General features: G+C 40.0%; 14 protein-coding genes and 1 rRNA gene. 9 read left to right on the plus strand and 6 right to left on the minus strand.

What is annotated here, in order from left to right; translation table 11 throughout:
• The first annotated feature begins 1 nt into the window (after position 1).
• The gene (locus E0409_RS05630; protein ID WP_131288697.1) at positions 2 to 913 is read left to right on the plus strand and encodes a bestrophin family protein; all 912 of its coding nucleotides are present in this window, start codon (positions 2 to 4) and stop codon (positions 911 to 913) included.
• Between the two features lie 101 nt (positions 914 to 1014).
• Here E0409_RS05630 and E0409_RS05635 read toward each other — a convergent pair whose 3' ends face one another.
• Positions 1015 to 1866: a PHP domain-containing protein gene (locus E0409_RS05635; protein WP_131288699.1), complete on the minus strand. Its 852-nt coding sequence runs from the start codon at positions 1864 to 1866 to the stop codon at positions 1015 to 1017.
• Between the two features lie 45 nt (positions 1867 to 1911).
• Between E0409_RS05635 and E0409_RS05640 the strand changes: the two genes are divergently transcribed.
• The 4 genes from E0409_RS05640 to mnmC are packed head-to-tail and all read left to right on the plus strand — an operon-like array spanning position 1912 to position 5347.
• Positions 1912 to 2526: an inner membrane-spanning protein YciB gene (locus E0409_RS05640; protein WP_131288701.1), complete on the plus strand. Its 615-nt coding sequence runs from the start codon at positions 1912 to 1914 to the stop codon at positions 2524 to 2526.
• Between the two features lie 26 nt (positions 2527 to 2552).
• The gene (locus tag E0409_RS05645; protein WP_131268242.1) at positions 2553 to 2855 is read left to right on the plus strand and encodes a YciI family protein; all 303 of its coding nucleotides are present in this window, start codon (positions 2553 to 2555) and stop codon (positions 2853 to 2855) included.
• Between the two features lie 4 nt (positions 2856 to 2859).
• Positions 2860 to 3387 (plus strand): SH3 domain-containing protein, encoded by a 528-nt coding sequence (locus E0409_RS05650; protein ID WP_131288703.1) that lies wholly within the window; start codon positions 2860 to 2862, stop codon positions 3385 to 3387.
• 40 nt (positions 3388 to 3427) lie between these two features.
• The gene (mnmC, locus tag E0409_RS05655) at positions 3428 to 5347 is read left to right on the plus strand and encodes a bifunctional tRNA (5-methylaminomethyl-2-thiouridine)(34)-methyltransferase MnmC2/FAD-dependent 5-carboxymethylaminomethyl-2-thiouridine(34) oxidoreductase MnmC1 (protein ID WP_131288705.1); all 1920 of its coding nucleotides are present in this window, start codon (positions 3428 to 3430) and stop codon (positions 5345 to 5347) included.
• Between the two features lie 94 nt (positions 5348 to 5441).
• Here mnmC and E0409_RS05660 read toward each other — a convergent pair whose 3' ends face one another.
• Positions 5442 to 5756 (minus strand): rhodanese-like domain-containing protein, encoded by a 315-nt coding sequence (locus E0409_RS05660; protein ID WP_131288707.1) that lies wholly within the window; start codon positions 5754 to 5756, stop codon positions 5442 to 5444.
• Positions 5757 to 5847: 91 nt separating this feature from the next.
• Between E0409_RS05660 and E0409_RS05665 the strand changes: the two genes are divergently transcribed.
• A complete protein-coding gene (locus tag E0409_RS05665; protein ID WP_067723050.1) occupies positions 5848 to 6336 on the plus strand; it encodes a YajQ family cyclic di-GMP-binding protein in 489 nt (162 codons plus the stop codon).
• A 32-nt stretch (positions 6337 to 6368) separates the two neighbouring features.
• Positions 6369 to 6869: a DUF4442 domain-containing protein gene (locus E0409_RS05670; protein ID WP_131288709.1), complete on the plus strand. Its 501-nt coding sequence runs from the start codon at positions 6369 to 6371 to the stop codon at positions 6867 to 6869.
• A gap of 154 nt (positions 6870 to 7023) precedes the next feature.
• On the opposite strand, the gene E0409_RS05675 is transcribed toward E0409_RS05670, so the two are convergent.
• From E0409_RS05675 to E0409_RS05685, 3 genes are read right to left on the minus strand one after another with little or no spacing between them, the layout of a single operon-like run.
• Positions 7024 to 7446 carry an acyl-CoA thioesterase gene (locus E0409_RS05675; protein WP_067723055.1) on the minus strand — a complete coding sequence of 141 codons (423 nt, stop codon included), beginning with the start codon at positions 7444 to 7446 and terminating at the stop codon, positions 7024 to 7026.
• Between the two features lies 1 nt (position 7447).
• Positions 7448 to 7885: a thioredoxin TrxC gene (gene trxC, locus E0409_RS05680; protein ID WP_131288712.1), complete on the minus strand. Its 438-nt coding sequence runs from the start codon at positions 7883 to 7885 to the stop codon at positions 7448 to 7450.
• Entirely contained in the window at positions 7886 to 8782 is an 897-nt protein-coding gene (locus E0409_RS05685; RefSeq protein WP_131288714.1) for an alpha/beta hydrolase, read from the minus strand.
• A gap of 124 nt (positions 8783 to 8906) precedes the next feature.
• Here E0409_RS05685 and E0409_RS05690 point away from each other — a divergent pair, with 124 nt between their 5' ends.
• Both E0409_RS05690 and E0409_RS05700 read left to right on the plus strand, forming a co-directional pair.
• Entirely contained in the window at positions 8907 to 9242 is a 336-nt protein-coding gene (locus E0409_RS05690) for a protein tyrosine phosphatase family protein (RefSeq protein ID WP_131288716.1), read from the plus strand.
• Positions 9243 to 9788: 546 nt separating this feature from the next.
• Positions 9789 to 11162 carry a dihydrolipoyl dehydrogenase gene (locus E0409_RS05700; protein ID WP_131288718.1) on the plus strand — a complete coding sequence of 458 codons (1374 nt, stop codon included), beginning with the start codon at positions 9789 to 9791 and terminating at the stop codon, positions 11160 to 11162.
• Between the two features lie 198 nt (positions 11163 to 11360).
• Here E0409_RS05700 and rrf read toward each other — a convergent pair.
• Positions 11361 to 11475: ribosomal RNA gene (gene rrf, locus E0409_RS05705) — 5S ribosomal RNA — on the minus strand.
• Between the last annotated feature and the right edge of the window lie 56 nt (positions 11476 to 11531).

Below are 11531 nucleotides of genomic sequence, written 5' to 3' on the forward strand. Positions count from 1 at the left end.
CATGATTGTTCGTGATCAACCTAGTGTATTCAAGCTGCTATTTTCCTGGCGCGGAACCATTCTGCCCAAGGTTTTGCCTCCTTTAGGTGTGGTCATGCTCATTTCCGCCGTGATTGGTGGATTATCTTATATTGGTTATTTTCATTTCCCGGAACTTCCTTTAGTGGGCTTTACCCTCATTGGTGTCGTGCTGTCCATTTTTCTGGGTTTTAAAAATACGGCCTGTTATGATCGCTGGTGGGAAGCGCGTAAACTTTGGGGAATGCTGATTGCCAATGCCCGGCACTTTGACCGCGACTGCCGTATGCTCAGCCAAGGCCGCCGTGAACGTGTGATTCAGCACGTGATTGTGTTTGCCAATGTTTTGCGTGATCGTTTACGTCATCAAACTGCAAATCAAATGACATTGGTTGAAACCAGTGGCATGAGCCAGCAGGCTTTAACCCAGCTTTATCAGCAGGCCAATGCACCACAATACACTTTAAGCTTGATTCAATGGGAATTGATGCAAGCCCTTAAAGATGGTGAAATTTCCGATATTATTTATATGCAGATGAACCAGCACGTGGCTGAATTGAGTCTGGTTCAAACCGGTTGCGACCGTATTGCGACCACGCCTTTGCCCTTTGCCTATTCGGTTTTGCTGAACCGTACCGTGTATTTCTTCTGTTTTATGCTGCCATTTAGCTTGGGTTCAACCCTAGGTTTAGCGACTCCCTTAATGGTCGGTATTTTGGCGTATACCTTTTTGGGCTTAGATGCCTTAAGTTCGGAAATTGAAGAACCTTTTGGTACGCAAAGTAATGACTTGCCTTTAGATTCAATGGTGCGCACCATTGAAATTGAACTGTTAGGAACTTTAGGTAAACCGACACCGCCACCAATTCAGGCGCAGGATCATAATTTGCTTTAGACTCTCATCCCAACCTTCTCCCAAAGGGAGAAGGAGCTTTATCATTTCTGAATTTAAATAATGGAAATCCCCTCTCCTTCTAGGAGAGGGTCAGGGAGAGGTCAAACAAAACTCTCCCAAATCCTGACTTGCCCTTCTTTAAGGCGAGGAATATTACCCAATCGAATCCACGGCATATGATCGCCATGAAAATCACTGCCCACAGAAACTTTTAAATCGAATTCCTCAATCATACGATCAACCATCTGCCGGGTAGAGGCCGGTTCAATCGCTGGAGGAAGTTCAACAGCGTCTCCACCGAATTTGGCAAAGATCTCAATCAAATAACGAATGTTCGTCGCCGATAAATCATATTTGGTCGGATGTGCCAATATTGCATAGCCACCACTTTCATGAATAACCTGAATGGTTTCTTCTAAACCCAGACCATCAAATTTCACATAGGCTTTTTTACCTTCTTTTATATATTTATCGAAAGCCTGTTGCGGGCGGCTCACAATCTTTTTTTCGACTAAGGTTTTGGCAATATGGGTGCGGGTAATACGGTCTGCAATGCCATCCACTTTAGAAATCACATCTGCATAAATATCCTGACCAATCAGCGGAATCAGCAAATCACAAATCTGTTTGGCACGGATCGCGCGAATCTGTTTTTGTTGTTCTAGCACTCGCTGCAACGGTTCTGGATCTTGCATATTTAAGGCCACAATATGTACCGCATAACTTTTTTGAGTTGCAGGTCGTGACCATTGACTGGAAATTTCTACACCTGAAATAATGTTCAATGGTAAATCCAAGGCAACTTTTTCAGCTATTTTTAAGCCATCCATAGTATCGTGATCAGTCAGCGCAAGGGTATGAATACCTTTTTCAATGGCTGCATGCACAAGTTGTTCTGGAGATAAAGTTCCATCAGAAATATTACTGTGTGTATGTAAATCTACGCCTTGCATCACTTATACTACGTCATTTATTTGATCAGATTTAGATACTCTAACATGAAAGCACTTTTAGACTTTGTGCCACTCATTATTTTCTTTTATTTATATAAAACCGTCGATCCCAAAGATACTGAACATCCCCTGCTGCAATTGATTGGTTCTGCAGGCGGTATAGATAACAATAATATTCTGGTTGCAACCTCAGGCCTGATTATTTCCATGCTTGTGGTATATGGGGCTTTGTTTGTTATACAAAAATTCCGTTTAGACAAACAACAATGGATTGTGTTGTTTATGACGGTGATTTTTGGTGGCGTCACGTTAATGCTGAGCGATGATTTTTATATTCGTTTGAAAGCGGTGCTTTTAAATCTTATCTTCGCAGGTGCATTCTTGCTTTCGCCTTATTTTATGAAAGATAAGAAACCGCTGATTCAGCGTTTATTTGGTCCAATTTTCAATTTAACGGCAAAAGGCTGGAAAAATTTAAACTTCGCATGGGCTGCAATGTTCATATTCATGTCTTGCCTGCATATTTTCTTCGCTTTTTTATTTTTAGGTGGAAAATATTGGGGTGAATTCACTGCATTTGGTGACATGATTGTGATGTTTTCCTTTATCATTATTCAGTTTATTGTCTTGCGCAAATATTTTAAGTCGCCTGAAGAATAATTTAGGTCAACAGATCGAGAAAGAATATGCCTTTATTCGTCGTAAGCTGTACAGATAACGAAGGTACAGTAGAAAAACGTCTTGCTACACGCCCACAACATCTTGAACGTCTACAAAAATTAAATGATGAAGGTCGCTTAATTGTTGCCGGTGCCATGCCCAAAGATCCGAGTAATCCACAAGCGGGTTTCTATGGCAGTACCATTATTGTTGACTTTGAATCGCGTGAAGCACTTGATGCATGGCTACAAGAAGAGCCTTTCTTAAAAGAAGGCGTATACGGTCATATTGATGTGAAACCTTTTAATAAAGCTTTCCCTCAAGGATAAAATCATGCGCGTTGTTGTTTCAAGCTTATTGGGTTTATCTCTTATCTGTTCAACTGCATGGGCGGTAGAAACCGCTCCTGTTGCTCCCGCTCCTACTGTAGCTACTGCTGCTCAAGCAACGACTGCAACACCACCGCCACAAACCCAAAAGCCACAAACGTTACCTGCAAATAAACCCGGCACTGTTCCTGCTGCTGGTAACGTTGATGCCAATGGTCTACCACAAGAAGCAAAACCTTTAACAGCAGAACAAATTGCGAAAAATAAAGCTTTGCAAGATGCCAAAGTTAAAGCTTTAGTTAAGGATCAAGCCACCCGTTTACAACAATTGGAAAAAGCCAATCTGGATGCCTTATCGCAAAACCAAGAGCTGCAATTGAAAAATGACAGCTTGGGAGTTCAAGTTCAAGTTTTACAAAGTGAACGTAGTGCACAAATGTTTTTATACGGCGCTGCAACCATTGCAGTCGGTGTCTTGCTTGGGTTCTTGGTTGCAAGTTATGTCTATACCAAACGTCGTCGTCAGTGGTAAAACACCACTATCTATTTTTGTTTTAAAGGTTGCTTAGGTTTTGTCTAGTGCAATTCAAACTGCTGATCTGGATTGGCAATGTGTGGATGGAATTGATATTCCTGTCTCCAAACAATTTGGAGACATCTATTTTTCTAGAGACAATGGTTTACTCGAAACCCGACATGTCTTTTTGAATGGTAATAACCTCGCAACACGTTTGGCAAAGCTGCAAGATTTTGAATATTTTTGTGTCGGCGAAACTGGTTTTGGTACCGCTTTAAATGCTTTAGCGTTATGGCAAATGTGGCGACAGCTGCGCCCGAATAACCGAAGTCATCTACACTTGATCAGCGTGGAAAAATTTCCACTCAGCAAAGCTGATTTGATTCGCGCACTCAAGGTATGGCCAGAACTGCAACCTTTGGCCGAGCAGCTAATTGAGCAATATCCACAGCCAATTGCTGGTTGTCACCGACTGAACTTTCCTGAAGATCATTTTTCCATCGATTTATGGCTCGGTGATGCCAATGATGTCTTGCCGGTCATTGCTAAAACCAAAGCCGTAGATGCATGGTTTTTAGATGGCTTCTCACCTGCTTGCAATCCCGATCTCTGGCAAGACCATGTTTTAAGCCATATTGTCCGACTGTCTGATTATGGAACGACCTTTGCCTCTTTTAGTGTTGCGGGTATTTTAAAACATGGTTTAAGTGGATATGGAATTACCATTTCTCTTCCCCCCGGTTTTAAGCATAAGCGTCAGATGCTCACAGCAATCTGGAATCCTCCTGAAGCGAAAGATCACCAAGTCCTTAAATCAAAAACTGCAGAGACAGAACAGTCCGAATCAATCAATTCAGCTTCAGCATTTAAACAACGTAAAATTGCGATTATTGGCGCAGGAATAGCTGGCTTAAGTTGTGCCTATGCCTTTGCCGGGCGTGGTCATCAAGTCACGATTTACGACCAATCAGCGCCTCTTGCGGGAGCTTCTGGCAATCCACTGGCCTTACTCAATCCTAGATTAGGTCGTATTGAGCAAAGTGCTGAGCATCTGGTCACTTTGGCATGGCAATATGCGATTCCGCATTATCAAAAATTCAAAGCTTTTCGCCCGATTCAGGTAAACCAATTGACCCTTAAAGAGGACGATGATTTACTTGAACTTGCAGGGCAATATCCACACGGGGTATTTGCGGAAAAAGTAAATCAAAGTGATCTTGAAACCGAATTTCCGAGCTTAAAATTATTACAAGCGGGTACAGTTTCACCGCATCAATTATGCGATCAAATTTTAGCGCATCCTGCTATTCAGTTTCAGCAAGCGGAAATCGTTGAATTAAAGACTGAATCTAACATTCAAGTAATCGACACCAAGCAACAATGTTTGGGAGAGTTCGATCACGTGATTGTTTGTGCGGCACTGAACAGTAAAAACTTTGCGGAACAATTTCCTAAACTTAAACCGAATCGCGGGCAAGTCAGTTGGGTGAATAATGCGAATCAGCCGTTGCAACCTGAACAGGCTTATAGCTATGGTGGTTATTGCATGCAGTTGGATGAGCAGCATCTGATTTTAGGTGCTTCTTTTTATCCACACCGGGATGATGATGAAGTGCTGCCAGAAGATCATGTGCATAACTATTCACTGATCCACAGTGTCTTTCCAAATTATGCACAATCTTTGCCGTCTATTGAAACCTGGCAAGGTCGTGCATCGATACGGACACAAAGCCCAGACTATTTCCCCTTGCTTGGAAAAATTCAGCCCGATGCAGAAATTTATACCTTTACCGCTTTAGGCTCTAAAGGCTTTTTATTTGCACCGTTATGTAGTGAAGTCTTGGCTGCTCAAGTTTTAGGGGAAGCCTGCCCGCTGACTTCATATTGGGTGAATAAACTTAATCCGCGACGTTTTATTAAAAAAGTAAAACCGAAAAAGCCTTACTATCAAAAGCCAGTCCCAAGCTCGCTCTAAAAACCAGCAAAATAAAAAATCCCCTTTATACCAAGAGGGATTGAGCGGAATTCATTTTTTAGCCATTAAAAAAGCACCTTACGGTGCTTTTTTCTTAAGCGCCCTGTTCTAAAGGGAATCCTGCATCGCGTGCAGCACGAGTGCCACCCATCAATACAACATACTCACGTGAGCTATCGAAGCTATCTAACTTTTCAGCAGCACGTGGTGCTTTACTACCACCACCACATAAAATGTAAATGGTCTGATCCGACTCCACTTGAGTTAAGCTGTCTGCACTCAAGTCATCGATGGGCTGATTTACAGCACCTTTTACATGACCTTCAGCAAAGGCTTTTGTATCACGAACATCCCAGATAACCGCATTTTCTGGGAACTCAAATGTTGTAATTTCTTGCTTACGGATCATTGTGCACTCCTTTGATGTAAACAACACTTGGCAAATGAAGAAAACATCCCTAGCATCTCAGATATTCTTTCCCTTTGTAAAGGTCTAAACCATGCCTTCTTTCGATATTGTATCTGAATTAGAAATTTTTGAAGTAAATCATGCTGTTCAAAACACGCAAAAAGAAATTGCGACCCGTTTTGACTTCCGTGGCCAAGATGTTTCTATTGAATTGAGCGAAAAAAATAAAGAAATCAAGATTACGACTGAAAGTGATTTCCAATGCGAACAGGTGTATAGCATGCTGGAAAATCATTTCTTTAAACGTAAAGTGGATATTCAAGCCCTTGATCCACAAAAAATGACCGCTTCAGGTAAGAATGTCATTCAAGTGATTAAGCTTAAAGATGGTCTTGACTCTGATACTGCAAAAAAAATTAATAAAGCCATTAAAGAAAGCGGCATTAAAGCGCAATCTTCTATTCAAGGTGACAAGATTCGTGTAACTGACAAGAAGCGCGATACTTTGCAACAAATTATGGCGTTCTTAAAAGAACAACAATTTGGTGTGCCTTTGCAGTTTAATAACTTTAAAGACTAATCTACTAATGCAATAAAAAGTCGAGGAACTTCATGACATCGTCCAACCGCTTATCAAAACTGGTTAAAGCCACCTCTAAACTCCCTAAGGGTATTCGCAGTACCCTGTGGAGCAAAGCGTTTGGTCGGGTCGTGCCGATGGTGGGTAGTGCCAATATTCGCTACCTTGAAGTAAGTAACACCAAAGTGGTGGTGAAAATTGAGAACCATCGCGCGATGCAAAACCATATTGGTCAGGTACATGCCTGTGCCATGGCACTGATTGCTGAAACAGCCACCGGTTTTGTTACCGGAATGAATGTTCCCGACTCCTGTATTATGCTCATCAAAAGTTTAAAAATCGATTTTAAACGTCCAACTAAAGGTGCAATGACTGCCACTGCAACACTCACCGATGATCAGCAAAAATTAATGCAAAGTACTGAAAAAGGTGAAACCTTAGTTTCAGTTCGTGTTACAGATGAATCAGGTGAAGAGCCAATTCAATGCGAAATGCTCTGGGCTTGGGTATCCAAGTCACAATTAAAAAGATAATTTAATTTTTAATTTTCGTTGCCTAAAGCTAAATCAAGTGACGAATTTTTACTTATGTAAAGAATATTGCTTAGTTCAAAATAAACCAGATGCTGTTTTAAAAAATTCAAAATATAAAAAAGCCCAATCATTGTTGGGCTTTTTTATATGATTCTTACGCGGGTTGCGATGCTAAATATTTTTGTTTTACATCATCGGGAATTTGACGCTTCCCACCTTTTACGTCTACCGCAACAAAGGTAAATACCCCTTCGGTCACACGAATCGGTTCACGTGAATCATCATGGCTGTCCCACACTTCAATTTGCATTTGAATTGAGGTATTACCCACTTTTAAAATCTTGGTATAGCAACTAATCACATCACCGACTTTTACCGGAACCAGAAAAGTCATCTGATTAATCGAAATGGTTGCACAGCGCCCTTTACTGAAACGCTCTGCGTGAATTGCACCTGCCAAATCCATTTGTGAAACAATCCACCCACCAAAGACATCACCACTCCAGTTGGTATCTGCTGGCATCGCAATGGTTTGAAGGGAAAGGGTTCCTTCAGGTTTTACATAAGTATCTGACACATTAGCTCCCAGTTTTGGCATTCAATTGTTGATCTAGCCACTGTTGCAGCTCTGTAGATCGTAAAGCACCACTTATTCTAGCAATTTCGTTGGCTTTATTCATCAAAACTAAGGTAGGAATACTACGCACATTAAAAGCACCACTGAGTCGAGGTGATTGTTCAGTATTAATTTTCGCAAAAATCACTCTTGGATTTTGTTTCGCCACTTGTTCAAAATGAGGAGCCATCATCTTGCAAGGACCACACCATTCCGCCCATAAGTCAATCAGTACAGGCAATTCACTATGGGTGACAAAGTTACTAAAATTGTGCTCATTCAATTCAATTGGAGCCAGAGGGATAAGCGCATGTTGACACTGACCACAGTTTGGATTTGCCTCTAGTTTATCTTCAGGTACTCGGTTTCTAGCACCACACGCAGGACATACAATAATCATTTAGCTCACTCCAATATGTTGATGTAAAAATTCTAATTGGGTAGTTATGGCTTTTTCAAACCATTGACCATGATAAATATCAAAATGTTGCATATCCCACTCATGGTATTGTACATAAGGTGCAATATTGGTTGCTGTTTCACGACTCGACTCAAGTGGAATCAGACTATCTTGTTTGGAAGCAATAAATAAAACAGGAACACTAATTTTACGCACATCCTGAATAGGACGGTAACGGATCAGATTGAAAAAGACTCGCGCAGGAATCTCTCCACTCCAGAAATAATCTGGATTGACAATGGATAAATATCCATCATAACCATCAGCAGTCGGCATAAAACATAAGCCCTTCCGGTCTACGACAGGCAAGGTTTTGGGGGACATGCCCACTTTTGCACCCATATAGTCCTGACTTGATATTTTTAATGCTTTCGGTAGTTGTTGTAAAGGGTAAAGCTTGGCACTTTCTGTCCCATCAACAAAGGGAATTTGTGCGATTACGGCTTGAATATTTTTTAATTCTGCAGCCAAATTTAAGACATACCCTCCGCTTAAAGAGGTTCCCCAAAGTACGATCCGTCGCGTATCTACTGATTTTCGCTCTAAAATATGCCCAATCATGGTTCGCCAATCTTCTAATTGAGATTGAATCGACACTAGCTCTCGTGGGCGGCCTGTACTTCCACCCCAATAACGATAATCAAACAATACCACTGCATAACCGGCTTGAGCAAAACGCTTGGCATACTGAACCAGTTTAAATTGACGCAAGGCTGCCAAACCATGCGCCATAATAATGACAGCAGGCTTGTGTTCAGTTTTGGGACGGTAAAAATCTGCAGCAATAACCTCTTTCCCACTATTCACATAAAGTGGTTCAACTGTATAGGAATGCATACGCGCTCCATTGCGTTATTTTATGGTTGTAATCGCTTATAAAAATTTCAACAGATTAAGCTCCAGTTTCAGCTTAATGCTATCATAAAGCATAAATCTATTTAACGAATTATGGAGTGACGAAATGAGTGAAAATGTCGGTTTTGCAGGTCAAATTGCCCCAGAACAAGTAGCACAAGTTGCCGAGAAAGGTTTTAAATCGATTATCAACAACCGTCCGGATATGGAAGGTGGTTCAGAACAACCTACAAGTGCCCAAATTGAAGAAGCTGCGCGCAATGCGGGTTTAGATTACGTTTTCCAACCTGTCGTTGCGGGTCAAATTACTGAAGTCGATGTACGTACATTTGCCAATCACTTCAATGAACTTCCGAAACCAGTATTGATGTTTTGTCGTACAGGTAATCGCTCAAATAATTTATATCAAATCGCAAAACAAATGGATTTACTGGAGGACTAAGCACGTTGTTTATAGTGCTTTATTTAGTTTAAGTTTGACCTGTAGCACTTACAGGTCAAATGACAGTAAACAAATTTGAAACTTTAATTCGTCATTATGAATCGTCCTGATCAGGAACAAGACAATCTGGTTTCCGTCAATCAATTGCGCAATATTGTCAAACAAGCTCATGATCGTTTTATTTATCAATAGATTATCAATCAGTAAAGTTTCTAAAACAGACGTAATTGAATTTGCAAAATATTATAATGAACTTACAAAACCAATTTTAATGATATGTCTAAGTGGCACACGCTCTACCCTATTATTTAATGAAGCGAAAAACTGGGATTGCTCAATGAATAAAATGATTCTTCTACTGCTTATTTCATGTGTCGTTGTTGGATGTAGCTCGATGAACGTTCGACCTACAGTTGGAGTGAGTGTGGGGTCATCCATTTAATTTTTAAAATAGTATTTAAATACCATTTTTTACAAACTCTGTAGTGACATACTTTTAATATACTATGAATATAAAATATCACTTCATAAAGCTGACAATTTTTTATGTACGACATCATTATCATCGGTGCAGGTACTGCAGGAATATCTGCATATAAAGAAGCAATAAAGCATACCCAAAACATTCTTATTATTAATGATGGTCCTTGGGATACAACGTGTGCCCGTGTTGGATGTATGCCAAGCAAAGTGCTCATCTCTACAGCTAACAGAATGTATGAAATTCAACATGCTCAAGAAGTTGCATTAAGGGTTTCAGCTAAAATAGATACTTCTCAAGTGATGCTACATGTAAGAGAGCTACGTAATCACTTTACCAATGCAACACTAAAAGAAGTTAATAGTTGGGATAATGCCCATAAAATCTCTGGAAAAGCCCATTTCATTGACTCAAGCACGGTTCAAGTTAATAAACAAAACTACCAAGCTAAAAGTTTTATTATCGCTGTTGGATCTACCCCCACTATTAATAGTGATTGGAAAGATGAACTTGGTGATAAGCTCATCACATCTAATCAAATCTTTGAATTAGAAACCTTACCTGAATCATTAGCAGTGATAGGCAGTGGGGTTATAGCCATTGAACTCGCGCAAGCCATGCAACGTTTAGGGGTTAAAACGACTGTTTTTGCACGTAGTCGTAAAGTTGGCTCCCTTACTAGTCCAGAACTACAAAAGATTGCTCAAAATATTTTAAGTGAAGAATTAAATATCAAGTTTGAAGTACTCCCAGAACAAGTTAGAAAATTTCGCAATAAAGTTAAAATTAATTACACAGAAAAAGGAACTCAAAACAGTATTACTGCAGATTATTTATTGGTCGCAACAGGACGTTCCAGTTATTTAAATAGTTTAAATCTAGAAAATATCGATTCTAAATTTAGTGATCTAAAAAAACTTCCTGTAGATGAAAAAACTAAACAATTAGACGATTATCCAATCTTCATTATTGGCGATGCTCATACCAACTCCCCAATTCAGCATGAAGCTGCCCATGAAGGGCGAGCTGCGGTTTATAATTGTTTAAACTTTCCTAAACTTAAAAATATCAAAACTCTCTCTCCACTAGGGATTGTTTTTAGTCAACCTGAAATGGCGATTGTGGGACAGAGTTTCAGACAGCTTACTCAATCCAAGATCGAATTTGTGACTGGAATCGTTTCATACGAAAAACAAGGGCGAGCGATGGTTTTGGGCAAAAATAAAGGTACTATTGAAGTTTATATTGATAAGGCAACACGTAACTTCTTAGGAAGTGAACTTTTTGTTGAGTCAGCTGAACATATGGCGCATTTATTATCTTGGATCATCGCTGAAGATTTAACAATTGATGAAATCTTAGATAAACCTTTTTATCATCCCACTTTAGAAGAAGGGCTAAGAACTGCGTTTAAACATGCACGTAGGCAACTGGAATAAAATAAGATGAGTAAAACTTTTTCATCCTTATTGAAACTAAAAATTTGATAAATAATCTCATAATTAAAAACTATTATATTTTATGTATTTTTCTTTAAATAGGAAGAGTTGGCAGATAAGGGCTTTTCTTCCTTTTATTAAATCCCGCACATAAAAAAACACCCCCTTCTCTTGAAGGGGGTGTTTTCAGGAATAATGAGCTGGCGATGACTTACTCTCACATGGGTAACCCCACACTACCATCAGCGCAAAGAGGTTTCACTTCTGAGTTCGGGAAGGGATCAGGTGGTTCACTCTTGCTATTGTCGCCAGCACAACTGTTTATGGATACTCGCTTAGTCTTACGTTTGTGCTAAGGTTTTTCCAAAT

Source organism: Acinetobacter sp. ANC 4862 (genome assembly GCF_004336635.1).
Taxonomy (GTDB): Bacteria; Pseudomonadota; Gammaproteobacteria; order Pseudomonadales; family Moraxellaceae; genus Acinetobacter.